Origin of the sequence: Streptomyces sp. NPDC006235 (assembly GCF_040613735.1) — a bacterium.
Classification (GTDB): domain Bacteria; phylum Actinomycetota; class Actinomycetes; order Streptomycetales; family Streptomycetaceae; genus Streptomyces.
Genome location: NZ_JBEXSR010000016.1, coordinates 30,846 through 56,872, shown reverse-complemented (window position 1 = coordinate 56,872; position 26,027 = coordinate 30,846). Strand labels below are relative to the sequence as shown.

19 protein-coding genes are annotated in these 26,027 nt (G+C 71.2%); 14 read left to right on the top strand and 5 right to left on the bottom strand.

What is annotated here, in order from left to right; all coding sequences use genetic code 11:
* Nucleotides 1–8: 8 nt before the first annotated feature.
* A complete protein-coding gene (locus ABZ192_RS20265; RefSeq protein ID WP_356925836.1) occupies nt 9–1,070 on the bottom strand; it encodes an adenosine deaminase in 1,062 nt (353 codons plus the stop codon).
* Between the two features lie 239 nt (nt 1,071–1,309).
* On the opposite strand from ABZ192_RS20265, the gene ABZ192_RS20260 reads away from it, so the two are divergent.
* Both ABZ192_RS20260 and ABZ192_RS20255 read left to right on the top strand, forming a co-directional pair.
* Nucleotides 1,310–1,954, top strand: a complete 645-nt coding sequence (locus tag ABZ192_RS20260) for a DUF4190 domain-containing protein (RefSeq protein ID WP_356925835.1) — start codon at nt 1,310–1,312, stop codon at nt 1,952–1,954.
* A 68-nt stretch (nt 1,955–2,022) separates the two neighbouring features.
* Nucleotides 2,023–2,496: a DUF4190 domain-containing protein gene (locus ABZ192_RS20255; protein WP_356925834.1), complete on the top strand. Its 474-nt coding sequence runs from the start codon at nt 2,023–2,025 to the stop codon at nt 2,494–2,496.
* Between the two features lie 44 nt (nt 2,497–2,540).
* On the opposite strand, the gene ABZ192_RS20250 is transcribed toward ABZ192_RS20255, so the two are convergent.
* Complete coding sequence (locus tag ABZ192_RS20250) at nt 2,541–3,110, bottom strand: NADAR family protein (protein ID WP_356925833.1); 570 nt, start codon at nt 3,108–3,110, stop codon at nt 2,541–2,543.
* Nucleotides 3,111–3,310: 200 nt separating this feature from the next.
* Between ABZ192_RS20250 and ABZ192_RS20245 the strand changes: the two genes are divergently transcribed.
* The 7 genes from ABZ192_RS20245 to ABZ192_RS20215 all read left to right on the top strand — a co-directional run bounded on the left by ABZ192_RS20245 (nt 3,311) and on the right by ABZ192_RS20215 (nt 11,096).
* On the top strand, nt 3,311–4,846 hold the full coding sequence (locus ABZ192_RS20245) for a gamma-aminobutyraldehyde dehydrogenase (protein ID WP_356925832.1): 1,536 nt from the start codon (nt 3,311–3,313) through the stop codon (nt 4,844–4,846).
* Nucleotides 4,847–4,902: 56 nt separating this feature from the next.
* Nucleotides 4,903–6,150: a spermidine/putrescine ABC transporter substrate-binding protein gene (locus ABZ192_RS20240; protein ID WP_356925831.1), complete on the top strand. Its 1,248-nt coding sequence runs from the start codon at nt 4,903–4,905 to the stop codon at nt 6,148–6,150.
* A 6-nt stretch (nt 6,151–6,156) separates the two neighbouring features.
* Nucleotides 6,157–7,302, top strand: a complete 1,146-nt coding sequence (locus tag ABZ192_RS20235; RefSeq protein WP_356925830.1) for an ABC transporter ATP-binding protein — start codon at nt 6,157–6,159, stop codon at nt 7,300–7,302.
* Nucleotides 7,302–8,231: an ABC transporter permease gene (locus ABZ192_RS20230; protein WP_356925829.1), complete on the top strand. Its 930-nt coding sequence runs from the start codon at nt 7,302–7,304 to the stop codon at nt 8,229–8,231. The genes ABZ192_RS20235 and ABZ192_RS20230 overlap by 1 nt, the downstream gene beginning before the upstream one ends.
* Nucleotides 8,232–9,032 carry an ABC transporter permease gene (locus ABZ192_RS20225; protein WP_020272869.1) on the top strand — a complete coding sequence of 267 codons (801 nt, stop codon included), beginning with the start codon at nt 8,232–8,234 and terminating at the stop codon, nt 9,030–9,032.
* Between the two features lie 18 nt (nt 9,033–9,050).
* Nucleotides 9,051–10,478 carry an FAD-dependent oxidoreductase gene (locus ABZ192_RS20220; RefSeq protein ID WP_356925828.1) on the top strand — a complete coding sequence of 476 codons (1,428 nt, stop codon included), beginning with the start codon at nt 9,051–9,053 and terminating at the stop codon, nt 10,476–10,478.
* A 162-nt stretch (nt 10,479–10,640) separates the two neighbouring features.
* Nucleotides 10,641–11,096, top strand: a complete 456-nt coding sequence (locus ABZ192_RS20215) for a hypothetical protein (RefSeq protein ID WP_356925827.1) — start codon at nt 10,641–10,643, stop codon at nt 11,094–11,096.
* Here ABZ192_RS20215 and ABZ192_RS20210 read toward each other — a convergent pair.
* A complete protein-coding gene (locus ABZ192_RS20210; RefSeq protein WP_356925826.1) occupies nt 11,093–11,767 on the bottom strand; it encodes a phosphatase PAP2 family protein in 675 nt (224 codons plus the stop codon). The two genes, ABZ192_RS20215 and ABZ192_RS20210, sit on opposite strands and share 4 nt — an antisense overlap.
* Nucleotides 11,768–11,792: 25 nt before the next feature.
* Between ABZ192_RS20210 and ABZ192_RS20205 the strand changes: the two genes are divergently transcribed.
* A complete protein-coding gene (locus ABZ192_RS20205; RefSeq protein ID WP_356925921.1) occupies nt 11,793–13,571 on the top strand; it encodes an acyltransferase in 1,779 nt (592 codons plus the stop codon).
* Between the two features lie 342 nt (nt 13,572–13,913).
* Here the strand turns inward: ABZ192_RS20205 and gabT are convergent, their stop codons facing one another.
* Nucleotides 13,914–15,248 carry a 4-aminobutyrate--2-oxoglutarate transaminase gene (gene gabT / locus ABZ192_RS20200; protein ID WP_356925825.1) on the bottom strand — a complete coding sequence of 445 codons (1,335 nt, stop codon included), beginning with the start codon at nt 15,246–15,248 and terminating at the stop codon, nt 13,914–13,916.
* 252 nt (nt 15,249–15,500) lie between these two features.
* Here gabT and ABZ192_RS20195 point away from each other — a divergent pair, with 252 nt between their 5' ends.
* From ABZ192_RS20195 to ABZ192_RS20185, 3 genes are all read left to right on the top strand, one after another.
* Nucleotides 15,501–17,654: an ATP-binding protein gene (locus tag ABZ192_RS20195; protein WP_356925824.1), complete on the top strand. Its 2,154-nt coding sequence runs from the start codon at nt 15,501–15,503 to the stop codon at nt 17,652–17,654.
* Nucleotides 17,655–17,805: 151 nt separating this feature from the next.
* Nucleotides 17,806–19,479, top strand: coding sequence for a PucR family transcriptional regulator (locus tag ABZ192_RS20190; RefSeq protein WP_356925823.1), 1,674 nt, complete (start codon nt 17,806–17,808; stop codon nt 19,477–19,479).
* A gap of 122 nt (nt 19,480–19,601) precedes the next feature.
* A complete protein-coding gene (locus ABZ192_RS20185; RefSeq protein WP_356925822.1) occupies nt 19,602–21,047 on the top strand; it encodes an aldehyde dehydrogenase family protein in 1,446 nt (481 codons plus the stop codon).
* Nucleotides 21,048–21,158: 111 nt separating this feature from the next.
* On the opposite strand, the gene ABZ192_RS20180 is transcribed toward ABZ192_RS20185, so the two are convergent.
* Complete coding sequence (locus tag ABZ192_RS20180) at nt 21,159–23,996, bottom strand: glycoside hydrolase family 3 C-terminal domain-containing protein (protein ID WP_356925821.1); 2,838 nt, start codon at nt 23,994–23,996, stop codon at nt 21,159–21,161.
* Nucleotides 23,997–24,321: 325 nt separating this feature from the next.
* Here ABZ192_RS20180 and ABZ192_RS20175 point away from each other — a divergent pair, with 325 nt between their 5' ends.
* On the top strand, nt 24,322–26,016 hold the full coding sequence (locus ABZ192_RS20175; RefSeq protein WP_356925820.1) for an extracellular solute-binding protein: 1,695 nt from the start codon (nt 24,322–24,324) through the stop codon (nt 26,014–26,016).
* The last annotated feature ends 11 nt before the right edge of the window (nt 26,017–26,027 follow it).

Here is a 26,027-nt window from a genome sequence, read left to right as displayed (position 1 = left end):
GGCGGACGTCACCGGTCGAGCCATTCCCCGGTGTACGTGTCGATCTCCTCCTTGATCCTGGCCTTGCCCGCCGCGTCCAGGAAGGACGCCTCCACGGCGTTCTTCGCCAGGTCGGCCAGGCCCCGCTCGTCGAGGTCGAGCAGCCGGGCGGCGACCGCGTACTCGTTGTCGAGGTCGGTGCCGAACATCGGCGGGTCGTCGGAATTGATCGTGACGAGGACCCCGGCCGCGGCGAACTCCTTGATCGGGTGCTCGTCGAGGGTGCGGACCGCGCGCGTGGCGATGTTGGAGGTCGGGCACACCTCCAGCGGGATCCGGTGCTCGGCGAGGTGCGCCAGCAGCTTCGGGTCTTGCGCGGAGCTGGTGCCGTGCCCGATGCGCTCGGCCCGCAGATGCGTGAGGGCGTCCCACACCGTCTCCGGTCCGGTGGTCTCACCGGCGTGCGGTACGGAGTGCAGCCCGGCGGCGATGGCCCGGTCGAAGTAGGGCTTGAACTGGGGACGCGGCACGCCGACTTCGGGCCCGCCCAGACCGAAGGAGACCAGGCCCTCCGGGCGCAGCCGGTCGTCGGTGGCGAGCCGGGTCGTCTCCTCGGCGGCTTCGAGCCCCGCCTCGCCGGGGATGTCGAAGCACCAGCGCAGCACGGTCCCGAAATCTGCCTCCGCGGCCTTGCGGGCGTCCTCGATCGCATCCATGAAGGCGCGCTCGTCGATGCCGCGGCGGGTGGAGGAGAACGGCGTGATGGTCAGCTCGGCGTACCGCACCTGCTGCCGGGCCAGGTCACGGGCCACCTCGAAGGTCAGCAGCCGGACGTCCTCCGGGGTGCGGATCAGGTCGACGACCGACAGGTACACCTCGATGAAGTGGGCGAAGTCGGTGAACGAGAAGTAGTCGACCAGGGCGGCGGGATCGGTCGGGACCTTCGAGTCGGGGTGCCGGGCGGCCAGTTCGGACACGATCCGGGGGGAGGCGGAGCCCACGTGGTGCACATGCAGTTCGGCCTTGGGCAGTCCGGCGACGAAGGCCGTGAGGTCGCGTGGGGCGCGAGGGTCGACGAGATGCTCGGTCAAGGGTTCCTCCCCGGAACGGCGCCCCTGCCGGCGCAGGGCGGGCGGGGCGCGGGTGATCGGCTGATCGATGACTCGGAGTCATCGTATGCCGTGGGCACAGCGCCCCTTCAGGGGCGCGGGGCTGTATCGATGTGCGGCTCCGCGGCGTGGACGCGACCAGCCCCAACCCAACCCGCACTGTGGCCGGCACCGAACCGCCCCGTAGCATGGCGGCACGATCGACCCAGGGGGGATGCACCATGACGGACCCGACGCAGCCCGGCGGAGGCGGCGGCCACGACCCGTGGGCGCCCCCGGAGAACAAGACCTCGCTCGACAAGAACCAGACGCCGCAGTCGCCGTCCGGATCGCCGTCCGTGCACGACCAGGCCACGGTCACCTCGATGCCGAGCGCGGGTTTCACCCCACCCACCGGCACGCCCCAGTACGACACGCCCAACTCCGGCGCCGTCCCGCCCCCACCCGTCGCCCCTGGCGGGTACGGCTACCCCGGCTATCCGCAGGGAGGCGGGTACCCCCAGGCCGGTTACGGCTGGCCGGGCATGCCCGCGGCCCCCCAGAACGGCATGGGCATCGCCGCGATGGTGCTGGGCATCGTCTCCTGCACGCTCTTCTGCCTGTACGGCGTGGTCTCCCTGGTCACCGGCATCCTCGCCGTCGTCTTCGGCATCAAGGGCCGCAAGCGCGCCGAGGCCGGAGTGGCCACCAACCACGGTCAGGCGCAGGCGGGCCTGATCATGGGCATCATCGGGATCATCCTCGGCATCGCGGTGATCGTCCTGATAGCCGTCGGCATCACGGCCGCGATCAACAGCGACGAGCCGTACGACGACCCGTACTACGGCGCGCAGGCCCCGGTCGCCACTGCCGCGGCCCACCACTGAACTGCCGTACTGCGGGGCTGATTCGGCCACTACGATTCCCTGGTCTGACAACGGAGGGGAGATCGTCCATGTCCAACACCAACCCCACGCCCGGTGGGTTCGGTCCGCCGTCCCAGCCACCGCAGCAGCCGCAGCAGCCGCCCCCCGGGTACGGCTATCCGCAGCAGGGCAGCCCCGGGTACGGCTACCCCCAGGGCACTCCCGGTTACCCGGCCGCGCCCCCTGCGGGCTACCCCCAGGCTCCCGGCTACGCGATGCCCGCGCAGCCGAGCAACGGCATGGGAACCACGGGTCTGGTGCTGGGCATCATCGGCGTGGTGTGCAGCGTGACCTTCCTGCTGTGGTTCTTCGGCGTGATCCTGGGCATCCTGGCGATCATCTTCGGCGCCATCGGCCGGGGCAAGGCCACCCGTGGTGAGGCCACCAACAAGGGTGCGGCGACCGCCGGTCTGGTCTGCGGCATCATCGCCACCGTGATCCTTCCGCTGCTGGGCTTCCTGCTCTTCGCCAGCATCATGGGCGGGATCGGCGCGGCGTCCTGAACGAAGGCCCGAGACGGGGGCCGGTCCCTGGACCGGCCCCTCACTCATGCCCGACGCAGCCGCTCCCGCGCCTCCATCAGCGCGAAGCCCAGCAGGTTCGGCCCCCGCCACCGCTCCGGATCCGCCGCCGCCTCGTCGTCCGCGGCCAGCCCGATGCCCCACACACGGTCCACCGGACTCGCCTCGACCAGCACACGATCACCCGTGCCCAGCAGAAACCCCCGAAGCTCGGGATGCGCGCCGAACTTGTGGACGCTGCCCTCCACGACGATCCGGAACCGCTCCCGCTCCCATATCGCCTCGTCGAACCCGCGCACGAGCCGCCCGGCCTTCTTCGCCTCGGCGGGATGCGCTGCCGCCAGGACGGCCCGCTCCGCCGCCGCGTCCTCGAAGAGCCGGGCCTTGCCCGCCATCATCCAGTGCTCGGCCGTCGCGTACTCCACGCCGTCCACCGTGAACGGCGCCGGCCACCACTGGCTCAGACAGCTCGCCCCGATCCGGCCGTCCGGCCGAGGCCGGTGCCCCCAGAAATGCAGATACTCGATCCTGGTCCCCGTACGGACCGCCCTGATCAGGGCGGTCCGGGAACGGACCGCCCCCGTGATCTCCTCCATGCACGCGAGTCTGGCACGCACCACTGACACACCGTCCTGTCTCGGTGCGGCCAACTCGACACCTGGTCGACAGATTCCGTCGCGTAACCAAAAATCAACAACGGAATCCCTTGTTGGCATGCCATCCCTCTGTCAGGATCGGCACTCAAATCGAGCCTGAGCCACGCCGGCCCCACCACGGGGACACGGAGGAGAGCGACATGCACAACCCGGGCAACGCCACCGCGGACCGATTCCCGGCCGAGGAGCGCTTCGCGGAGGGTACGCAGTACATCGCCGGGCGCCTGACCAGGGGCACCTCCGGCCGCACGCACGCGGTCGTCGACCCGGCGTCGGGCGAGGAGGTGCTCCGCTACGAACTGGCGGGCACAGACGATGTCGACCGGGCCGTCGCAGCCGCCCGCGAGGCCTTCCCGGCCTGGGCGGCGGCCACGCCCGGCGAGCGTTCCGACGCCCTGCACCGGTTCGCCGCGGTCCTGGCCGACCGCGCCGAGGACTTCGCCCGCGCCGAGTCGCTCCAGTGCGGCAAGCCGCTGAAACTGAGCCGCGAGTTCGACGTCCCGGGGACGATCGACAACACCGCCTTCTTCGCCGGTGCCGCGCGGCTGCTCCAGGGCCAGTCCGCCGGCGAGTACTCCGGGGACCACACGTCGTACATCCGGCGCGAGCCCATCGGTGTCGTCGGTTCCATCGCGCCCTGGAACTATCCCCTCCAGATGGCCGCCTGGAAGATCCTCCCGGCGATCGCGGCGGGCAACACCATCGTCCTGAAGCCCGCCGAGCTCACCCCGCTGACCTCGCTGCTCTTCGCCCAGGCGGCGACGGACGCCGGGATCCCGGACGGCGTGATCAACATTGTGACCGGCACCGGCAGGGAGGCCGGTGAGCGCCTCGTGGGCCACCCCGACGTGGCCATGACCTCCTTCACCGGCTCCACCGCTGTCGGCAAGCGCGTCGCCGAGATCGCCACCGCCACCGTCAAGCGTCTCCACCTGGAGCTCGGCGGCAAGGCACCCTTCGTGGTCTTCGACGACGCCGACCCGGAGGCCGCCGCCCACGGCGCGGTCGCCGGCGCGCTCATCAACACCGGGCAGGACTGCACGGCCGCCACGCGCGCGTACGTGCAGCGACCGCTGTACGACGCCTTCGTGGAGCGGACGGCCGCGCTCATGGAGACCGTCCGGCTCGGTGATCCCTTCGCAGCCGGAACCGACCTCGGCCCGCTGATCTCGCACGTCCAGCGCGATCGGGTCGCCGGGTTCGTGGACCGGGCGCGTGCCTACGCGCGCGTGGTGACCGGCGGCGAAGCACCGGAGGGCGAGCTGGCCAAGGGCGCCTACTACCGGCCCACCCTCATCGCCGACGCCGCCCAGGACAGCGAGGTCGTCCAGTCGGAGATCTTCGGCCCGGTCCTGGTCGTGTTGCCGTTCGACACCGACGACGAGGGCATCGCGCTCGCCAACGACACCCCGTACGGGCTCGCCGCCTCCGCCTGGAGCCGGGACGTGTACCGGGCGAACCGGGCCACACGCGAGATCAAGGCGGGCTGTGTGTGGGTCAACGACCACATCCCGATCATCAGCGAGATGCCGCATGGCGGCTACAAGTCCTCCGGCTACGGCAAGGACATGTCCGCGTACTCGTTCGAGGAGTACACCCAGATCAAACACGTCATGTTCGACAACACGGCGGTGACCGCCAAAGACTGGCACCGCACCGTCTTCGGGGACCGATAGTCGTCTGCAGGCCGCCTGACCAACGGCCGTCCACCCTCCGAAAGGGCACCACGCGCATGGAGCAGTACGAGCCCGACCGCCTGTCCCCGGCCCAAGTGGCCGCCATGCGGCGCAGTTTCAGGAACGGCAGGGCCGCTCTCACACGGCGGTCGCTGCTGCGCGCCTCCGCGGGCGGGGCGCTAGCGGCCGGCGGACTCGGGACGCTGAGCGCCTGCGGCATCCCGGCGGCGGGCCGGTCGCAGGGCGGCGTCCCGGCGCAGGACCGCTCGGCCAAGGAGAAGACCGTGAACTTCTCCAACTGGACCGAGTACATGGACGTCGACGACAGCGGCAAGCACCACCCGACGCTGGAGCAGTTCACGAAACGCACCGGCATCAAGGTCAAGTACACCGAGGACATCAACGACAACAACGAGTTCTTCGGCAAGATCAAGCCGCAGCTCGCCGCGGGCCGGGACACCGGCCGCGACATCATCGTCCTGACCGACTGGCTGGCCGGCCGCCTCATCCGCCTGGGCTGGGTGCAGAAGCTCGACCCGAGCAACCTGCCGCACGCCTACGCCAACCTGTCGGCCCAGTTCCGCAGCCCCGACTGGGACCCGGGCCGCGCCTACTCGTACGTCTGGCAGGGCATTTCGACCGTCATCGCGTACAACAAGAAGGCCCTCGACGGCGTCGAGGTGAAGTCGATATCGGACCTGCTGGACAACCCCAAGCTCAAGGGGCGGGTCGGCTTCCTGTCGGAGATGCGCGACAGCGTCGGCATGACGCTGCTCGACATGGGCAAGGACCCGGCGGACTTCACCGCCGACGACTACGACGCGGCCATCGCCCGGTTGCAGAAGGCCGTCGACAAGGGCCAGATCCGCCGCTTCACCGGCAACGACTACACCTCCGACCTGACCAGCGGCGACTTCGCGGCCTGCGTCGCCTGGGCCGGTGACGTCGTCCAGCTCAAGGCGGACAGCCCGGACATCGACTTCCTCATCCCGGACAGCGGCTACATGACGTCGACCGACAACCTGCTGATCCCCAACAAGGCTCGGCACAAGACGAACGCCGAGCGGCTCATCGACTTCTACTACGAGCCGAAGCCGGCCGCCGAACTCGCCGCGTACATCAACTACGTGTGCCCCGTCGACGGCGTGAAGGCCGAACTGGCGAAGATCGACGAGGACGCGGCGAACAACCCGCTGATCATCCCCGACAAGGCCATGGCCGCCAAGTCGCACGCCTTCCGCTCGCTGAGCTCGAAGGAAGAGACCGAGTTCGAAGAGAAGTTCGCGAAGCTGACGGGGGCGTGACCCAAGATGACGACCAAGACAGACCCCACCGGCGACGTCCGCCTGACGGGCATATCCAAGACCTACGGCGCCTTCACCGCCGTCCATCCGCTCGACCTGACCGTGCCGCAGGGCTCCTTCTTCGCCCTGCTCGGCGCCTCCGGCTGCGGCAAGACCACCACCCTGCGCATGATCGCCGGCCTGGAGGAACCTTCCGCCGGAACCGTGTCTCTGGGCGGCCAGGACGTGACCACGCTCCCGCCGTACAAGCGGCCCGTGAACACGGTCTTCCAGTCCTACGCCCTCTTCCCGCACCTCGACATCTTCGAGAACGTCGCCTTCGGGCTGCGCCGGCGCGGTATCAAGTCGGTGAAGAAGCAGGTCGGGGAGATGCTCGACCTGGTCCAGCTCGGCGAGCAGGCCCGCAAGAAGCCGCACCAGCTCTCCGGCGGCCAGCAGCAGCGCGTCGCCGTGGCCCGAGCGCTGATCAACCACCCCAAGGTGCTGCTCCTCGACGAGCCGCTCGGCGCCCTCGACCTGAAGCTGCGCCGCCAGATGCAGCTGGAGCTCAAGCGCATCCAGACCGAGGTCGGCATCACCTTCATCCACGTCACGCACGACCAGGAGGAGGCCATGACCATGGCCGACACGGTCGCCGTGATGAACGCGGGCCGCGTCGAACAGCTCGGCTCACCGGCCGACCTCTACGAGAACCCGCGCACCACCTTCGTCGCCAACTTCCTCGGCACCTCCAACTTCATCGAGGCCGAGGTCGACTCCACCAGCGGCGAGGAGATCGTGCTGAAGGCCGGCGGCGGCAAGCTCGTCCTGCCCGAGGCGCGGTGCTCCGCCCCTTCGGCCACCGGCGGCAAGGTGCTGGTCGGCGTCCGCCCGGAGAAGATCTCCCTCACCCACGCGGACGACGCCGGCGAGATACCCGACGGCCGCAACCGCATCACCGGCCGGATCGCCGACTCCAGCTTCATCGGCGTCTCGACGCAGTACGTCGTCGACAGCCCGGTCTGCTCCGACTTCGAGGTCTACGCCCAGAACATCGACCGCGACCCGCGGCTCGTGCCGGGCGCCGAGGTCGTCCTGCACTGGAACCCGGCCCACACCTTCGGCCTGGACGCGGACCAGGACGCCGACGCCGGAGTGGAAGAGGCGGCCTGATGTCAACACTCACCGAGGCGCCACCGCCGCTCGCGCCGGAAGCGCCCGAGCCGAAACCCCAAAAGCGCAGGGGCCGCTGGACGCCGTACTGGCTGCTGCTCCCCGGCATCCTCTGGCTGCTGGTCTTCTTCGCGCTGCCGATGATCTACCAGGTCTCCACGTCCGTGCAGACGGGTTCCTTGGAGGAGGGCTACAAGGTCACCTGGCACTTCGCCACGTACTGGGACGCGCTGTCCGCCTACTGGCCGCAGTTCGTGCGGTCCGTGCTCTATGCGGGCACCGCCACGATCCTGTGCCTCTTGCTCGGCTACCCGCTCGCGTATCTGATCGCCTTCCGCGCGGGCCGCTGGCGGAACCTGATCATGATCCTGGTGATCGCGCCGTTCTTCACCAGCTTCCTGATCCGCACCCTGGCCTGGAAGACGATCCTCGCGGACGGCGGCCCGCTCGTCGGCGCGCTCGACACGCTGCACGTCCTGGACGTCACCAACTGGCTCGGCTGGACCGCCGGCGACCGGGTCCTGGCCACACCGCTCGCGGTGGTGTGCGGACTGACGTACAACTTCCTGCCGTTCATGATCCTGCCGCTCTACACCTCACTGGAGCGCATCGACGGCCGGCTCCACGAGGCCGCCGGTGATCTGTACGCCCGCCCCTGGACGACCTTCCGCAAGGTCACCTTCCCGCTGTCGATGCCGGGCGTCGTCTCCGGCACGCTGCTGACCTTCATCCCGGCCACCGGCGACTACGTCAACGCCGACCTGCTCGGCTCCACCGACACCCGCATGGTCGGAAACGTCATCCAGACGCAGTTCCTGAGAGTGCTCGACTATCCGACCGCCGCGGCGCTCTCCTTCATCCTCATGGCGGCCATCCTCCTCATGGTCACCCTCTACATCCGCAGGTCCGGGACGGAGGATCTGGTCTAAATGCCCTTCGTCAACTGGCTGAAAAGAAATCTCGTCGTCATCGCGGGACTGCTGACGCTCGGTTATCTGCTCCTGCCGAACGTCATCGTCACGGTGTTCTCCTTCAACAAACCGAAGGGGCGCTTCAACTACGAGTGGCAGCAGTTCTCCCTGGACGCCTGGAAAGACCCGTGCGGCGTCTCCGATCTGTGCGGCTCCCTGTCGGTCAGCCTCCAGATCGCCTTCTGGGCGACGCTCGGCGCCACCCTCCTCGGCACGCTCATCGCCTTCGCGCTGGTTCGCTACCGGTTCCGCGCCCGCGGCGCCGTGAACTCGCTGATCTTCCTGCCGATGGCGATGCCCGAGGTCGTCATGGCCGCCTCGCTGCTCACCCTGTTCCTCAACATGGGCGCCCAGCTGGGCTTCTGGACCATCCTCATCGCGCACATCATGTTCTGCCTGAGCTTCGTGGTCACGGCCGTCAAGGCGCGCGTGATGTCGATGGATCCCAAGCTGGAGGAGGCGGCGCGGGACCTGTACGCGGGCCCGTTCCAGACCTTCGTCCGGGTCACCCTGCCGATCGCGGCACCCGGAATCGCGGCGGGCGCACTGCTCGCTTTCGCGCTCTCCTTCGACGATTTCATCATCACCAATTTCAACGCCGGCTCGACCGTCACCTTCCCCATGTTCGTCTGGGGCTCGGCGCAGCGCGGAACGCCCGTTCAGATCAATGTCATCGGCACGACCATGTTCGTCGTCGCCGTGCTGCTCGTCCTTGCTTCCATGGTCGTCGGTAACCGGCGCAACAGACACAAGGCCTGACCGTAGGGAGTTGACATCATGGCCCCGAGCGCCATGAACCAGCGGAACCAGTGGATCCGTTCGCTTTCCGAAGCCCAGCCGCTCCCGTACTGGCTGGACGACCCCGGCCGGCCCCGCCCCGAACCCGCCCTCACCACCTCCGAGACCTGCGATCTACTGGTCGTCGGCGGCGGCTACAGCGGACTGTGGACGGCGCTGATCGCCAAGGAACGCGACCCGCGGCGGGACGTGGTGCTGGTGGAGGGCCGCGAGGTGGGCTGGGCCGCCTCCGGACGCAACGGCGGATTCTGCGCCGCCTCCCTCACCCACGGCCTGCCCAACGGCCTCGCCCGCTGGCCCGACGAGATCCACAAACTCCAGGAGCTGGGCACCCGCAACCTCGACGCGATCGAGGCGGCGGTCGCCCGGCACTCCATCGACTGCGACTTCGAACGCACCGGCGAGATCGACGTCGCCACCGAGCCCTACCAGACGGCGGAACTGCGCGGCTGGCACGAGGAGACGACCCGCCGGGGCCTCGCCGAGGATGTCGAGTTCCTGGACGCCGAGGCGGTCCGGGAACAGGTGAACTCACCGACCTTCCAGGCGGGTCTGTGGGACCGCCGGGGCGTGGCCATGCTGCACCCCGCGAAGCTCGCCTGGGGTCTGAAACGGGCTTGCGTCAAGCTGGGCGTCCGCGTCTACGAGCACACCCCCGCGCTCACCCTGAAGCCGTACGGCGCGGGCATGGCCGTACGCACTCCCTACGGCCGGGTCCGCGCCCGCCGGGTCGCCCTCGGCACGAACATCTTCCCGAACCTGGTCCGGCGGGTCCGCTCGTACACCGTCCCGGTCTACGACTACGCCCTGATGACCGAGCCGCTCAGTCCCGACCGACTGGCCTCGATCGGCTGGAGGAACCGCCAGGGCCTCGGGGACAGCGCCCATCAGTTCCACTACTTCCGCCTGTCCGCCGACAACCGGATCCTCTGGGGCGGCTACGACGCGATCTACCCGTACGGCGGCCGCGTGCGCGCCGAGTACGACGACCGCCCGGAGACCTACGCCAAGCTCGCCGGGCACTTCTTCACCTGCTTCCCGCAACTGGAGGGCGTCCGCTTCACCCACGCCTGGGGCGGCGCGATCGACACCTGCTCCCGCTTCTCGGCGTTCTTCGGCACCGCCCACCAGGGCAAGGTCGCCTACGCGGCCGGCTACACGGGCCTGGGCGTCGGTGCGACGCGCTTCGGCGCCGAGGTGATGCTGGACCTGCTGGCGGGGGAGCGCACGGAGCGCACCGAGCTGGAGATGGTCCGCAGGAAGCCGCTGCCGTTCCCCCCGGAACCCTTCGCCTGGACGGGGATCGCCCTCACCAAGTGGTCCCTGGCCCGCGCCGACGCTCAGGGCGGCCGCCGCAACCTGTGGCTGCGCACGATGGACCGGCTGGGGCTGGGCTTCGACAGCTGAACCGGCGGCGGGTGAGACGGTTCACTCCGGTGTGAGACGGTTCACTCCAACGAGGGGCCGAAACCCGCGTAATGACCGCAAGGAGACCTCCCTCTCCCTCGTGACGCCCTCGGAACGCCCCGCGCGTTCGCGAGGTTCACGAGCGAGAAGGAGGTCTTCCTGATGACCGGTGCGAAGACGGCGGTCGAGTGGCTCGCATCCGTCGCGCCCGATCCCGAGACCTGCCGCTGGGAGTGGGAACGCAACCCGCTCGGGGTCGCGCTGCTGCCGGCCGGCAGCGCGTGGGACGTCCTCATCCTGCCCGGCGAACTCGGCTACGCCACGCTCGACGTGCTCAGTCGCGTCCTCGACCAGCCCGGCCCCGTGCTCGTCGACTTCGGCGATGCGCGCATGGGGTTCTTCGTGCCGCCGGGTACCGCGTCCCGCTGGCTCGGCACGGGCATCCGCACGGCGGGCGCCGGCACCTGGATCGTCGTGCCGTACCCGGGGCGTTCCTCACCCGGCGGCGTCCGCTGGCTCGTCCCCCCGGACGGCTCGGGCGCCCTGACGGACCCGGCCCTGCTGGAACTGGCGATGCACGAGGCGGCGGCCGGGCTGGCCACGGAGCACGGCGATTAGCCCGACACGGGCTGCTCGGGCAGGGCGGCGCGCCTGAGGAACAGCCACAGCGACGACAGCAGTACCGCGCACAGGCACCAGCTGGCCACCACGTCCAGGGGCCAGTGGTACCCATGGCGGACCAGGCCGTAGCTCACGCCGAGAACGAGGGCGAGGCAGGCCGTGACGAGGGTGCGGCGGGCGAGGGGCGTGCCGAGCCGGGGGAGCAGGAGCAGGGTCGCGCTGCCGTAGGCGATGGCGGCCGTGGCGGTGTGGCCCGAGGGGTAGTAGCCGGTGCCGGGCGGCACGGCCGGGGTGCCCGGGCGGTCCGTGAGTTCCTTGAGCGGGACGATCAGTGCCGGAACCAGCGCCATGAGGAGGACCGCGGCGGTGACGGGCAGCCACCAGCGGTCCGTACCGCGGGTCCGCAGCGCGACGTATCCGAGGGCGACGGCGAGGACCGGGAGCGCGACCTGGATGTTGCCGAGATCGGAGAGGAACTCGGAGAGACCGTCCGGGTGGAGCAGGCCGCGGCGGACGCGCTCGTCGAGACGGACCAGCGGACCGTCCACGACGACCTGCCACGTGATCAGGGCGAAGAGGAGCGCCGGGATGCCGAACAAGACGGCCAGGGAGCGCGGGTGCTGCGCGGTGGCGGATTCGTCGAGATCCTGGTCCTCGGAGATCGGCATGGGAACCAGCTTGGCACGGGCACGGATGTCCACTGTCCACCCGCGCGACCCAGTGGAGGATCACGTGAACCAGCCGGCGGAGAAGGACGACGGCCTCTTCGACCACTGTCCATGGCTCTACGCCGAGCAGGCGTCGCAGGAGCAGCGGGCGGCACAGGAACGGCGGCAGAAACGGCTGGTCGGGGGAACGGGGCCGGGAGCGGAGCCGGGCGCTGCGTCCGTACGGCTCGGTGAGGGCTGCTTCGTCGCGGAGACGGCCGCCGTGTACCCGGACCATCTGTCCCTGGGCGACCGGTCGTACATCGCGGCCCACGCCTACGTCACCGGCGAGATACGCACCGGCGCCGACTGCACGATCAACCCCTTCACCGTGGTGCGCGGCACCGTCACCCTCGGGAACGGGGTGCGCATCGGCGCCCACAGCTCGCTGCTCGCCTTCAACCACGGGACCTCGCCCGACCTGCCGGTCCATCAGCAGCCCGTCACCAGCGCCGGGATCACGGTCGGCGACGATGTGTGGATCGGCTCCCACGTGGTCGTGGTGGACGGCGTCTCCATCGGGGACCACTGCGTCATCGGCGCCGGCGCGGTCGTCACGAAGGACCTGCCCGCGTGGACGGTGGCGGCCGGCAACCCGGCCCGCCGGATACGCGACCGCCGGGAGCCGCGGGTGCCCGCAACACGCGGAGCGGCACCGCGCCCCTCCCTGGAACGGACGGTGCTCATCGAGGAACTGGCCGCGTTCGCCGACGGCGCCCGCGCGCAGGCCGCCGGTCTGCTGGACCGCTGTCGGCAGCCCGGCACCGGCCGGTACGTCGACCGGCCCGGTGCCGAGCCGACCGTGCGGGCGCACTGCGACGCCGTCGAGATCGCCGCGCTGCTGCTCGGGGAAGAGCCGCCCCACCTGCCCGCCGCCGAGCACGCGGCGCGGCTGCGTGCCCTCCAGGACCCCGCCACCGGACTGGTCCCCGAGTACGGCGCGGCACCGCCGGTCCCCGGCCCGGCCGGGCTGCCGGAGGACGGGGCCTCGGCGTACCACGTGCTGTGCGTGGGCTACGCGCTGGACCTGCTCGGCAGTTCCTTCGCCCACCCGGTCCACGCGGTGCGCACCACCACGGCGGACCGACTCGTCGGACACCTGGCCGAACTGCCCTGGCGCGAGCGTGCCTGGCATGCCGGGGCGTGGGTCGACTCCTGGGCCACCGCGGCGCACTGGAACCGGCGCCTCGGTACGGAGGCCGCCGCTCCCGGGGCGCTGGAGGCGCTGTTCGGCTGGCTGCACACCCATGCCGACCCCTGGACGGGCATGTGGGGCTCGCCCACCCCCGAGTCCGGGCGCCTGCAGATGGTCAACGGCTACTACCGGCTCACCCGCGGTTCCTTCGCCCAGTTCGGGCTGCCCGTGCCGTACGCGGAGCGGGTGATCGACACGGTGCTCGACCACGCGCGCGACCTCCGGTACTTCTCACCGGGCCGGGAGAACGCCTGCAACGTCCTGGACGTGATCCACCCCTTGTGGCTCTGCGCCCGGCAGACCACCCACCGTGCCGAGGAGGCCCGTGCCTGGGCGTCGGCCCAGCTCACCGCGGCCCTGCGCCGCTGGCATCCGGGCCGGGGATTCTCCTTCGGCCCCACTCCCGACGGCAGTGGCCCGGGCCGTGAACCCGGGCTCCAGGGCACGGAGATGTGGCTCGCCATCGTCTGGCTGCTCGCGGATCTCGTCGGGCTCGCGGATGTCCTGGGATACCGCCCGCGCGGGATACACCGGCCGGAACCCGCGCAGCCCGCCAGGGGAACGGCATGACCTGCATGGGCCGGAAATGGAGGTCGGCCGCCCCGGAACAGGGGGGGAGTTCCGGGGCGGCCGTCCGGACCGGAACGTCGCGCGCCCCGGGGGGTTTGGGGCGGGCGACTGTCCGATCGGTGAGGAGATCCAGAGCCTCAGGCTCCGGTTGTGTGCGCGAGGGCACGACCAGGTCGAAGCTGGGGAGGCCTCGGCCTGATGTCACCCACAGTCCCCTGTGGGCGGGGTGTATCTCTCATCTGGGTAGAACCTACGACAGGGGCTGGACCCAGGACAGGCCGTAGGGCCCCCTGTCATCCACCTCGCACACCTTCTTCACACGCTCTGCGTGCTCTGCCGACGTCAGATGCGGGAAAAGGCCTGCTCGATGATGTCGAGGCCCTCGTTCAGCAGGTCCTCGCCGATCACCAGCGGGGGCAGGAAGCGGAGGACGTTGCCGTAGGTGCCACAGGTCAGGACCAGCAGGCCCTCGGCGTGGCAGGCCTTGGCGAGCGCGGCGGTCGCCTCGGGGTGGGGCTCCTTCGTCGTACGGTCCTTGACCAGCTCGATGGCGATCATCGCGCCCCGGCCGCGGACGTCACCGATGATGTCGAACTTGTCCTGCATGGCGGAAAGGCGCGTCTTCATCACGGCCTCGATGTGCTTGGCCCTCGCGTTGAGGTCGAGCTCCTTCATGGTCTCGATCGCACCCAGGGCACCCGCGCAGGCGACCGGGTTGCCGCCGTAGGTGCCGCCCAGACCGCCGGCGTGCGCGGCGTCCATGATCTCGGCGCGCCCGGTCACGGCGGCGAGCGGCAGACCGCCGGCGATGCCCTTGGCGGTGGTGATCAGGTCGGGGACGACGCCCTCGTCCTCACACGCGAACCACTGTCCCGTACGGCAGAAGCCGGACTGGATCTCGTCGGCGACGAAGACGATGCCGTGGTCGGAGGCGAACCTGCGGATCGCCGGCAGGAAGCCCTTGGCCGGCTCGATGAAGCCGCCCTCGCCGAGCACCGGCTCGATGACGATCGCTGCGACGTTCTCCGCGCCGACCTGCTTGCTGATCTGGTCGATGGCCTGCGCGGCGGCCTCGGGGCCGGCGTTCTCGGGGCCGGTCGGCCAGCGGTAGCCGTACGCCACGGGCACGCGGTACACCTCGGGCGCGAACGGCCCGAAGCCGTGCTTGTACGGCATGTTCTTGGACGTCAGCGCCATGGTCAGGTTGGTGCGCCCGTGGTAGCCGTGGTCGAACACCACGACGGCCTGCCGCTTCGTGTACGACCGCGCGATCTTCACGGCGTTCTCGACGGCCTCGGCGCCGGAGTTGAACAGCGCGCTCTTCTTGGCGTGGTCACCCGGGGTCAGCTCGGCGAGCGCCTCGGCGACCTCGACGTACCCCTCGTACGGCGTGACCATGAAACAGGTGTGGGTGAAGTCGGCGAGCTGCGCGGACGCCCGGCGCACGACGGCCTCGGCGGAGGCACCGACGGAGGTCACGGCGATGCCCGACCCGAAGTCGATCAGTCGGTTGCCGTCGACGTCCTCGATGATCCCGCCACCGGCCCGCGCCGTGAACACGGGCAGCACGGACCCCACACCCTGCGCGACCGCGGCGGTACGGCGGGCCTGCAACTCCTGCGACTTCGGTCCGGGAATGGCGGTGACGACGCGACGCTCCTGCGGAAGTGCGGTCATGCGGGGCTCCTGGGGTGGTGCGGACGAATGGTTACAGCCACTTCGCTTCCTTTCTCGCAGGCTAGGGCGGGGGGAGGGGGGTGGGCATGCTCCATGTGGGCGTTGTCGGAAGGGCGGCTTGTCCGGGGTGGACATGGCGGTCTCGTGGGCTGGTGCCCCGGCCCCGGCCGTGTAAGCGGTGAACTCCCCAGGGGAGGGCGTTAGATTGGCTCGCTGATGGTGGACGGAGCGGCTGGTCAGGGGGCAAGGGCGATGGACAGCGACGGGACGCAGGAGGCGCGGGGTACGCACGCGAACCCGGTGCCGCGTCCGGCGGGGCCGCCGGAGGTGCCCGGGGTGCCGCCAGAGGGGGTCACTGTGCCGCCCCGGCCGACCCGGGCGCCCGGGATGCCACCGGTGCCGGACGGGTCCTCCTTCCTGACGTGGCTGCGCACGCCCCGGCCCGAGGCGCCGCCCGGCGTGTGGCGGTTCGGGCATCGGCCGCGGCCGGCGGAGGAGCCGGAGGAGATCCCCACGCGGCAGCTGCTGAGCGGGGCGCTGATCGCCTTCCTGGTGGGATGGCTGATCTGGTCGCTGCTCCAGAACGGCTACCTCGGCAACTGGTGGTGGGTGCCGTTCGATCTGATCGTTCCCGACGCCTGGCGCGGCGCCGACAGCGGCATCGGCGAGACCGGCACGTTCGTGGTGTACCGGGGGTACGAGCTGCTCGTCGCCCTGGCGATCATGGTCGGTGTGGCCCGGCTCGGCCGCTGGGGCGAGGTGTGGCGCCGCTTCGTCGTCCCCCGTTTCCGCAGGCCGGAGTCCCCGCAGGCGCAGCCGGCCGACCAGGACGATCCGGCCCAGTGGAACGAGCTGCGCGCCGCAGGAGCCGTCGACGCCGCCGAGCGGCTGGCCGCCGAGGCGCGGGCCGGGCTCATGCGGGACGTCGACCATGCCCGGATCCTCCGCGCCTGGCAGGGCGTGCGCACCGGACGGCACAGCCTCGCCACCTTCAGTTCCACGGTCCTGCGGGACGGCGCCGCCGCCTGCCTCCACCCTTCCGGGGAGCGCGACCTGCCGGCGCGGCTCGCCCGGCACGACCTGCTCACCGGCCAGGTGCGGATCGGGACCACCGTGGACGACGCCCGCAACCCCTACACCTACCGTGGCGCGGGGCTCGGCCTCGGGCCCGATCTGCTCGGCACCTCGCTCGTGGCCGTCGGCCCCGCCGGATCCGGTAAGACCGGTACCGTCGTGCGGCCGCTCGCCGAGTCGTTGTGTCTGCATGCTCTCGCCGGGCGGGCCGCCGTCGTCGTCGTCGGGGCGGCGGGGGCCGGGCTCGGGCCGGCCGATGCGTATGACGTCGTCGTGCGGATCGGGAACCAGGAGTCCGAGTACGACCTGGATCTGTACGGGGGGACCGGCGACCCGGACGAGGCCGCGGCCGTGCTCGCCGAGGCGCTCGTCGGGGACCTCGCCGATCCGCATCCGGGCAGTGACAGCCGGCGTTCCACGACCGTCCTCGCGCAGTTGCTGGGGCCGTTCCGGTCCGTGCACGGGCGTTTTCCGTCCGTGCCGGAGCTGCGGCAGCTGCTGGACGGGGCGCCGGGGCCGCTGGCCGCGCTGCGGCAGGGGCTTCAGGAGGCCGGGCAGGAGTCGCTGCTGCGGGAACTGGACGCCCGGGAGCGGCAGATGGGGCAGCCGGGTGATGTCGGTGGGGTGCTCGCGGATCGGGTCGCACTGCTCGACCGGCCCGCCTTCGCCTCCTTCTTCGACACGTCCGGGAGCACCCGGCCGTTCACCCTCAAGGCCCTCGACCATCCCGTACGCGTGCGGATCGACCTGCCCGAGCGCGGGCACGCCGACGCCTCCCGGATGCTGGCGCGGCTGGTGCTCGCGCAGTTCACGGCGAGTGTCGCCGTACGCGAGGACCGGTCGCTGTTCGCCTGTCTGTTGCTCGATGACGCGACCGGCGTGGTGACGCCCGAGGCCGTGCGCGGCATCCAGCGGCTGCGGTCCGGCAACGCCGGTGTCGTGCTGACCCTGCGGACGCTGGACGACGTACCCCGGCCCCTGCGCGGACCCCTGCTGGGGGCCACCGGGTGCCGGATGGCGCTGTCGGGGCTCACCCCGTGGGACGGGCAGGACTTCGCCGAGGTGTGGGGCAAGGAGTGGACCGAGGCCCGGGACGTCACCGACCGGCAGATCATCGCGGAGACGCCCGCCGGTAAAGCCGCGCACATGCTGCGCAGGGTCATCACCGGCAAGGCGCCGACCGCGCGGGCGGTGACCGTGCGGCAGGTCGAACGGGAGCGCTGGTCCGCCTCCGAGCTGGCGCACGGGGTGCCGGCCGGGCACGCGGTGCTCTCGCTGACCGACGTCAAGGGCGAGCACGCGCCACCGCTGCTCGTGGATCTCCGGGGCTGACCGGGCTTACAGAGTCGGCAGGGCTGTCGCCTTCCGAACGGTGTGGGTACGCGGGGACCGTACGGTGAGGCAGAATCGTCACAGGTCGTTCATACGTGACGGCCAAAACAGCACAACGATCACACAGCCCTGACGCAGACCTGAAGGCCTCATGCCCCCGACGCTCGCCTCGCTCGTCCACCACTCCGCGCTGAAACTCACCGTGCGGGCGGGCGGAGACCGCCTCGACGTGCCGGTCCGCTGGGCGCACGTCAGCGAGCTCGCCGACCCCGTGCCCTACATGGAGGGCGGGGAACTGCTGCTGGTCACCGCGCTCAAGCTGGACGCCGAGGACCCGGAGGCCATGCGCCGCTACGTACGGCGGCTGGTCGGGGCCGGCGTGGTCGGGCTCGGCTTCGCCGTCGGCGTCAACTACGAGGAGATCCCCAAGGCGCTGGTCGACGCGGCCGAGGAGGAGGGCCTGCCGCTGCTGGAGGTGCCGCGCCGCACGCCGTTCCTCGCCATCAGCAAGGCCGTGTCCGCCGCGATCGCCGCCGACCAGTACCGCGCCGTCACGGCCGGGTTCGCCGCCCAGCGGGAGCTGACCCGGCAGGCGCAGACGGGCGGGCCCGAGGGGCTGCTGGCCGCGCTCGCCGCGCAGGTCGACGGCTGGGCCGCGCTGTACGACGCCTCGGGCGCCGTCGTCGCCACGGCACCCGAATGGGCCGGGCGGCGGGCCGCGCGGCTCACCGGCGACGTACAGCGGCTGGGGGAGCGGCCCGCGCCCGCCTCCTCGGTGGCCGGCGGGCCGGAGAACGAGGACCGGGTCGAACTGCACAGCATCGGCACGGGCCGGCGTCCCCGCGCGGCCCTCGCCGTGGGCACGGCCGCCGCCCTCGGCACCGCCGAGCGCTACGCCGTCCACTCGGCCATCGCCCTGCTGACCCTGACCACGGAACGCTCCCGGTCCCTCCAGGCGGCCGAGCAGCGGGTCGGCGCGGCGGTGCTGCGCATGCTGCTGGCCGGGGAGCCGGACCACGCGCGTGCGGTCGCCGGGGACCTGTACGGCGGGCTGCTGGACGCGCCGTACCGGATGCTGGTCGCGGAGCGGGTGCCGGTGTCGGCCTCGGCCGCGCTGACCCGGGCCGAGGCCCACTCGGGTGCCCCGGCCGTCGACCGGCCCTCCGCCGCCGCGCTCGCCGCCGCCGACACGGGCGGCGACCCCCTCGCGGCGCTCGCCGACGTCATGGAATCCGCCGCGGCCCGGGCCGGGGAGGCCGTCCTCGTCGTGCCTGAGGGGGAGCGGCTGGTGGTGCTGGCCGCGGACGGCGGTGCCGCCGCGGCGGCCTGCGGGGAGTACGCGGCGGCACTGGAGTCGGCCCGGGCCGGCGTGCGGGAGAAGGTGCCGGGCGGCGAGCAGGACGAACTGGTCGTGGGCCTGTCGGCGCCGGCCGGGCCCATCGCCGCGTCCGCCGCGTACAAGCAGGCCGAGCAGGCGCTGTCGGTGGCGCGGCGGCGCGGGCGCGTCCTCGTGGAGCACGAGCAGATGGCGGCCGGATCCGTGCTTCCGCTGCTGGCGGACGACGCGGTACGGGCCTTCGCCGACGGGATGCTGCGGCCGCTGTACGAGCACGACGCCACGGGCCGCGGCGACCTCGTCGCCTCCCTGCGCGCCTGGCTGTCCCGGCACGGCCAGTGGGACGCCGCCGCGGCCGACCTCGGCGTCCACCGCCACACCCTGCGCTACCGCATGCGCCGGGTCGAGGAGATCCTCGGCCGCTCCCTGGACGACGCCGACGCACGGATGGAGCTCTGGCTCGCCCTGAAGGCGACCAGCTCGGAGTAGCCAGACCGTAGTGTGCCCGCTCCCTATTGCTACGCCCTGGACAAACGTCGTTCGGCCACCTCGCCCCTACCGTTGGACCCGCAGCACAGGACCACCCCCAACGCCGAAGGGCCGGAACCAACATGACTTCCACCCACGCCTTCTGGCTCGCCGGCCGTGAGGCCACCGGCGAGGACACCTTCGACGTCACGTCCCCGTGGGACGGGCGGCTCGTCGGCAAGGTGAGCGTGCCGACGGACGCGCAGGTCGAGGAGGCCGTGGCCGCCGCGTACGCCGTGCGGGACGAGTTCGCCGCCACCCCGGCCCACGTGCGGGCCGCCGCCCTCGACCACGTCAGCAAGCGCCTCGTCGAGCGCACCGAGGAGATCGCCCGGCTGATCTCCGCCGAGAACGGCAAGCCGCTCAAGTGGGCGCGCGGCGAGGTCGGCCGGGCCGTGTCCGTGTTCCGGTTCGCGGCCGAGGAGGCCCGGCGGTTCAACGGCGGCGAGGCCCAGCGGCTCGACACCGACCTCGGCGGCCAGGGCCGGCTCGCCCTCACCCGCCGTTTCCCGAAGGGCGTCGTGCTCGGCATCGCGCCCTTCAACTTCCCGCTCAACCTCTGCGCCCACAAGGTCGCCCCGGCCATCGCCGCCGGCGCGCCGATCATCCTGAAGCCGGCCCCGGCGACCCCGCTGTCGGGCCTGGTCATCGGCGAACTGCTCGCCGAGACCGAGCTCCCGGCGGGCTCCTGGAGCGTCCTGCCGGTCGCCAACGACAAGATGCCCGCCCTGGTGCAGGACGAGCGCCTGCCCGTGATCTCCTTCACCGGCTCCGAGAAGGTCGGCTACGCGATCATGGACTCGGTGCCGCGCAAGCACTGCACCCTGGAGCTGGGCGGCAACGGCGCGGCCGTCGTGCTCGCCGACTGGGCGAGCGACGAGGACCTGGATTGGGCGGCGAACCGCATCGCCACCTTCTCCAACTACCAGGGCGGCCAGTCCTGCATCTCCGTCCAGCGGGTCATCGCGGACGCGTCCGTGTACGACCGGCTACTGCCGCGTCTCGTCGCCGCCGTCGAGGCCCAGGTCACGGGCGACCCGAGCGACGACGCGACCGACGTCGGGCCGCTGGTCAGCGAGGACGCCGCCCAGCGCGTCGAGACCTGGGTCCGGGAGGCGGTCGACGCGGGTGCCGCGCTGCTCACCGGCGGCAAGCGCGACGGCGCCTCGTACGCGCCGACCGTGCTGGCCGGCGTACCGGCCGACGTCACCCTCTCCTGCGAGGAGGTCTTCGGGCCGGTCCTCGCCGTGCAGAAGGTGAACGGCGAGGCCGAGGCCTTCGCCGCCGTCAACGACTCCAAGTACGGCCTGCAGGCGGGCGTCTTCACCCACGACCTGCAGACCGCCTTCCGGGCCCACCGCGCCCTGGAGGTCGGCGGCGTCGTCATCGGCGACGTGCCGTCCTACCGCGCCGACCAGATGCCGTACGGCGGCGTCAAGCAGTCCGGCGTGGGCCGGGAGGGCGTGCGGTTCGCGATGGAGGACTACACGTACGAGCGCGTGATGGTCCTCACCGGCCTCGCCCTCTGACGCTCCGGCACTAGCTCATGGGAACCATTTTCATATAGAGTGGGCGAAGAGGCCCGGCACCGATGCCTTCCGGTGCCGGGCCCCTCCTTTACGTCGGCCTGCTCCGGACCCTCAACCGGAGAAGCCGACGCGCGCGAGCCGCAGCGGGCCGCGCAGTCTCAGGCGCACGTCGTGCACGCCCGCGGCGTCGACGGACGCGCCGAGCGAGACGTAGTCGTACGGGCCCGATGTGGGCGTGGCGGTCGACAGCACCGCGAGCGCCGGGCCGCCGTCGAGGGACAGCTCGACCGAGCCCTCGCCCGCCACCTCCACCGTCACCCCCGAGATGCCGGACCGGAAGTCGCAGGCCCGGTAGAGCAGTTCGCCCGCCGTCCCGTCCGCCGGCGTCACCGCGTCGCCCGACACCTTCGTCCGGTCGACGATCTCGATGCCGCTCTGCTCGTCGAAGCCGGCCGCGGCCAGACCGCCCGCGACGACCGCGCGCGGCGTGGTGGGCTCGCCGTCGAGCGTCACGGTCGTCCGCAGCCGGACGTCCTCGCTGGAGGCCCCGGCCAGCAGCTCGTACGCGCCCGGCTCCAGACGCCACCGGTCCTGGGCCACGTCCCAGAACTCGAAGGCGGACAGCCGGACCTCGAAGCTCAGGGCGGCCGTCGCGCCGGGGGCGAGGGTGACGCGGCGGTGGTCCAGCAGCTCGCGCCGGGGGCGCGGCCCGGACGCCTCGGCGGCCCGGGTGTAGAGCTGGGCGACCTCGTCGGCGGTGACGTCGCCGGTGTTGGTGACCGTGAAGGAGACGTGCACCGACCCGTCCGCCACCCGGGCCGTCAGGCCGTCGTACGCGAACGACGTGTACGACAGGCCGTGCCCGAAGGGGAACAGGGGCGTGCCCTCGAAGTACAGGTACGTCTGCCGGCTCCCGATCACGTCGTAGTCGAGGAGACCGGGCAGGTCGGCGTCGTCGGCGTACCAGGTCTGCGGGAGGCGGCCGGCGGGGGAGACGTCCCCGGCCAGCACCCGGGCCAGGGCGGTGCCGGCCGCCTGGCCGCCGTGCGCGGTCCACAGCACGGCCGGGAGGTCCGCCGGGTCGATCGCGTAGGGGTAGGCGGAGACCAGCGCCAGTACGGTCGCCGGGTTCGCCGCGCGGGCGGCCCGCAGCAGCCGCTCCTGGTGCCCGGGCAGACGCAGGGTCGTACGGTCCTCGGTCTCGCGGCCGTTGATGTGCGGGTCGTTGCCCGCCACCACCACGACCACGTCCGCCTGCGCGGCGGCCCGCGCCACCGCCTCCTCGCCGCGCTCGGCGACGACCAGCTCGAACACCTCGGGATCTTCGTCGGCAACCTTCACGCCGTCGGCGGAGACACACACGTGGCGACCCGTTCCCAGGTGCTTCAGGAGGTGCCCGTTCCCGTGCGGTTCCAGACGGAACGTCTCCTGGACGACCCAGCCCCCCGGCTGGTCGGCGGAGGCGCGGACGCGGCCGTCGTCGGCGACCGAGAGGTAGCGGCCGTCGGGGGCGCGCAGGGTCAGCACGCCCTCACCCCAGTCGACCAGCGCCAGCTCGGTGCCGGTCGCGTCGGTGGTGAGCGGGGGCAGGTCGGTGCGGCCCGCGAGCAGCGCCGGGTCGAGGGCACCCTCGGCGCCGCGCACCTCGTCGGCGGCGTCCTCGACCACCGGTACGTGCAGGAACGCGCCCGCGGAGGTCTTCAGCCGGACCCGGTCCACGCCCTCGGCGAACTCCACCCGGTCCGCGCCGAACCGCTCGTACAGGCCCTCCAGCGGGGTCGAGCGGTGGAGGAGCGTGCCGCTGTACCAGTCGAGCTTGCACTCGTCGGCGAGCAGACCGACCACCGCGACCCGGGTGTCCGGGGCGAGCGGCAGTACCCCGTCGTTCTTGAGCAGCACGATCGCCTGCTCGGCGGCCTCCCGCGCGAGAGCGCGGTGCGCCGGGGTGTCGAACTCGCTGGTGGCGCCGTGCGGGTCGTACTCCGGGTCGAACTCACCCAGCCGGAAGCGGACCGAGAGCTGCCGGCGGACGGCGGTGTCGACGTCGGCCTCGGTCAGCAGCCCGCGCTCCAGGGCGCCTCGCAGGCGGCCGATCATCTGCGAGGAGTCCGTGCCGTGGTCCGTGAAGCTGTCGACGCCCGCCACGAGGGAGGCCGCGGTGGCCTCCTCGTGCGTGTCGAAGTAGTGCTCGGAGTCCACCAGGTTGCTCGGCGCGCCCGCGTCGGAGCAGACCAGCAGGTCCTCGTCGGTCCAGGCGCGCAGGTGCTCGCTCAGGTAGGGGGAGACGTGGTTGGGGCGGCCGTTGACCAGGTTGTACGCCGGCATCACCCCGGCCACCGCGCCCGCCTCGACGGTCTCGCGGAAGGCCTTCAGGTCGTACTCGTGCAGCACGCGCGGGCGCACGGAGCTCGACGTCGTGGAGCGGTCCGTCTCGTTGTTGTGGGCGAGCCAGTGCTTCAGCACGGGCGCGGTGCGCCAGTAGGTGGGGTGGTCGCCGCGCAGGCCGTGCGTGTAGGCGGTGGCGATCGCCGAGGTGAGCTTGGGGTCCTCCGAGTAGCCCTCCTCGTTGCGGCCCCACAGGGGGTGGCGCAGCAGGTTGACGGTCGGCGCCCAGACGTTGAGGCCGACCCGGTCGTCCTTGGCGCGCATCGCGCGGACCTCCTTGGAGACCGCGTCGCCGACGCGCCGCACCAGCTCCGGGTTCCAGGTGGCGCCGAGGCCGACCGCCTGCGGGAAGACCGTCGCCGGGCCCATCCACGCCACGCCGTGCAGGGCCTCCTGGCCGGTGCGGAAGGCGGCGATGCCGAGCCGTTCGACGGCGGGCGCGAACTGGTGCAGGAAGGCGATCTTCTCCTCCGGCGTGAGCCGCGACAGGAGGTCGTCGATCCGCTTCGCGAACGGCAGGCGCGGATCGCGGAACGGCGGACTGGGCGGCGTGGGTGCGGTCACGTGGGATTCCCTTTGCGGTGGAGCGGCAAGGCCCTTTCGAAGCGCTTCGATGCTGAGTCGGCGACGGGTCGGGTGTCAAGGGACCGGTGCCGTCCCTTCAAGTCGTACATGAGGAACGGTCCCTTCTCGTGCCGTCGAGGAAGTTTGGGGACGACCCTTGTGCACCCCTGGGCGTTCACTTAACCTCACAGCAACATCGAAGCGCTTCGACACGGAAGCCCCCCTCTGGGTCGAAGGCTCGCTTCGGCTCAGCCAGTTCCACTCGAGACACCGCAGCCGACGGCCTACCGCCGGGTGTCCTGGTGCGCCATGAAGGGTTGACGCAATGACGCCGAACGCCGCCTCCGCCTCCTCCGGACCGAGCCGGAGAAGATTCCTCGCCTCCACCGCGGTCGCCACCGCAGCGGTGGCCGGTGGAATGCCGCTGCTCGCCGCATGCGGCGGGTCGGACAGTGGATCGCGGGACGGCACCACGTCGGGCAAGGACGCCAAGAAGATCCTGCCCAGCTACGTGGCCAGCAACGTGGTGAAGCCGGACATCCCGGCCCGGAACGGCTCGTCGATGGGCTTCACCACCAAGCTCGACGTCGACACCCTCAAGACCTCCGTCGCGAAGAAGCTCGGCAAGGGCGGCAAGGTCACCGTCATGTCGCCGTTCTGGGGATCGCCGCCGAAGCAGAACAACCCCTACTACACGTCGATGAACGACCTGATCGGCGTCGACGTCCAGTGGCGCAACCAGGACGGCAACACCTACGACCAGAAGCTCGGCGCGGTCCTCGCCTCCAGCGACGTCCCGGACGTGGTCGTCGTCCCCAGCTGGAACATGATGGGCAAGATACCCAGCGCCATCATCAGCAAGTTCGCCGACCTCGGCCCGTACCTGTCCGGGGACAAGGTCAAGGAGTACCCGAACCTCGCGGCGATCCCCAGCGACGCCTGGCAGCGCTCCATCTTCGGCGGCAAGCTGATGGGCCTGCCCCAGCCCGCCCCGTCCGTCCAGAACATCGTGCCCCTCTACCGTCAGGACATCTTCGACAAGGAGGGCTACGAAGTCCCGCGGACCGCCGAGGAGTTCATGGCCCTGTGCAAGGAGATCACCAACCCCAGGGCCAAGCGGTGGGCCTGCGGTGACATGAAGTGGACCGCGTTCAACACGTTCGGCGCGCTCGGCGGTGGCGAGAAGCCGCTCTGGTGGAACCTGGTCGACGGCAAGCTGATGTGCCGCGTCGAGACCCCGGAGTACCTGGAAGCCATCGAGTGGACGCGCAAGCTGTTCGCCGCCGGAGTCGTCCACCCCGACTTCAAGCTGGGCAAGGGCCAGCTCGGTGACCCCGCACCCAAGTTCGCCGCCGGCGAGTTCCTGATCTGGAACAACAACATCACCAACTGGTGGGGGCTGCAGGCCCAGCAGGCCACCCAGAACCCCGACTTCAAGGTCTGGGGCATGGACATCTGGAACCACGACGGCGGTGACCCGACGCTGTACGCCCAGAACCCGGCCGGCATCTTCGCCTTCGTCAACAAGAAGGCCTCCGAGTCCGTCATCCGCGACGTCCTGGCGGTCGCCAACGTCACCGCGGCGCCGTACGGCACCAAGGAGTGGATGATGACCAACTACGGGGTCGAGGGCACCCACTACACGATCAAGGACGGGGTCCCCGTCAAGAACGACAAGGGCAACAACGAGGTGCTCAACGCCTACGTCATGGTGGCGAGCCCCGCCGCGACCAGGGCCTACCCCGACTTCCCCGACATCACCAAGGCCATGGTCGAGTGGGAGCAGCGGATGGGGGGCTTCACCAAGAAGTCGTCCTTCTGGGGCCTGCAGATCACCGAGCCCTCCCGCTACACCAACCTCTCCAACGACTTCGAGCAGCTCGAGGACGACATCATCCGCGGGCACAAGAAGATCAGCGACATGCAGCAGGCCGTCGCCGATTGGAAGAGCAAGGGCGGCGACAAGCTGCGCGACTGGTACAAGAAGCTTCTCGACGAGAACGGTTCGGCGGCGAGCTGACCAGGCTCTGA

Excerpts from the sequence above, each read along its gene's own strand:
- gabT (WP_356925825.1), bottom strand. The coding sequence starts at position 15,248 with ATGACCGCACTTCCGCAGGAGCGTCGCGTCGTCACCGCCATTCCCGGA.
- ABZ192_RS20215 (WP_356925827.1), top strand. The coding sequence starts at position 10,641 with ATGACCGGTGCGAAGACGGCGGTCGAGTGGCTCGCATCCGTCGCGCCC.
- ABZ192_RS20205 (WP_356925921.1), top strand. The coding sequence starts at position 11,793 with ATGTCCACTGTCCACCCGCGCGACCCAGTGGAGGATCACGTGAACCAG.
- ABZ192_RS20225 (WP_020272869.1), top strand. The coding sequence starts at position 8,232 with ATGCCCTTCGTCAACTGGCTGAAAAGAAATCTCGTCGTCATCGCGGGA.
- ABZ192_RS20235 (WP_356925830.1), top strand. The coding sequence starts at position 6,157 with ATGACGACCAAGACAGACCCCACCGGCGACGTCCGCCTGACGGGCATA.
- ABZ192_RS20250 (WP_356925833.1), bottom strand. The coding sequence starts at position 3,110 with ATGGAGGAGATCACGGGGGCGGTCCGTTCCCGGACCGCCCTGATCAGG.
- ABZ192_RS20210 (WP_356925826.1), bottom strand. The coding sequence starts at position 11,767 with ATGCCGATCTCCGAGGACCAGGATCTCGACGAATCCGCCACCGCGCAG.
- ABZ192_RS20220 (WP_356925828.1), top strand. The coding sequence starts at position 9,051 with ATGGCCCCGAGCGCCATGAACCAGCGGAACCAGTGGATCCGTTCGCTT.
- ABZ192_RS20245 (WP_356925832.1), top strand. The coding sequence starts at position 3,311 with ATGCACAACCCGGGCAACGCCACCGCGGACCGATTCCCGGCCGAGGAG.
- ABZ192_RS20255 (WP_356925834.1), top strand. The coding sequence starts at position 2,023 with ATGTCCAACACCAACCCCACGCCCGGTGGGTTCGGTCCGCCGTCCCAG.
- ABZ192_RS20195 (WP_356925824.1), top strand. The coding sequence starts at position 15,501 with ATGGACAGCGACGGGACGCAGGAGGCGCGGGGTACGCACGCGAACCCG.
- ABZ192_RS20230 (WP_356925829.1), top strand. The coding sequence starts at position 7,302 with ATGTCAACACTCACCGAGGCGCCACCGCCGCTCGCGCCGGAAGCGCCC.
- ABZ192_RS20240 (WP_356925831.1), top strand. The coding sequence starts at position 4,903 with ATGGAGCAGTACGAGCCCGACCGCCTGTCCCCGGCCCAAGTGGCCGCC.
- ABZ192_RS20260 (WP_356925835.1), top strand. The coding sequence starts at position 1,310 with ATGACGGACCCGACGCAGCCCGGCGGAGGCGGCGGCCACGACCCGTGG.
- ABZ192_RS20175 (WP_356925820.1), top strand. The coding sequence starts at position 24,322 with ATGACGCCGAACGCCGCCTCCGCCTCCTCCGGACCGAGCCGGAGAAGA.
- ABZ192_RS20185 (WP_356925822.1), top strand. The coding sequence starts at position 19,602 with ATGACTTCCACCCACGCCTTCTGGCTCGCCGGCCGTGAGGCCACCGGC.
- ABZ192_RS20190 (WP_356925823.1), top strand. The coding sequence starts at position 17,806 with ATGCCCCCGACGCTCGCCTCGCTCGTCCACCACTCCGCGCTGAAACTC.